Genomic DNA, 263 nt, shown 5'->3' with positions numbered 1-263 from the left:
ACCGGTCGTGTCGAGCGTGGCATCGTCAAGGTCCAGGAAGAAGTCGAGATCGTGGGCATCAAGGCCACCGTCAAGACCACCTGCACCGGCGTTGAAATGTTCCGCAAGCTGCTGGACGAAGGCCGTGCTGGCGAGAACGTCGGCGTGCTGCTGCGTGGCACCAAGCGTGAAGACGTGGAGCGTGGCCAGGTTCTGGCCAAGCCGGGCACCATCAAGCCGCACACCAAGTTCGAGTGCGAAGTGTACGTGCTGTCCAAGGAAGA

The 263-nt window shown here is 61.6% G+C and carries 1 protein-coding gene; it reads left to right on the top strand.

Translation table 11 applies throughout. The features are described from left to right. The coding region (locus FSV73_RS25480; protein ID WP_260856171.1) for an EF-Tu/IF-2/RF-3 family GTPase at positions 1 to 263 on the top strand (263 nt) is incomplete at both ends.

It is taken from the genome of Pseudomonas oryzihabitans (assembly GCF_007665395.1).
Lineage (GTDB): Bacteria > Pseudomonadota > Gammaproteobacteria > Pseudomonadales > Pseudomonadaceae > Chryseomonas > Chryseomonas psychrotolerans_C.
The sequence above is the reverse complement of the archived record's forward strand: the minus strand, read 5'-3'. Positions and strand labels throughout refer to the sequence as shown.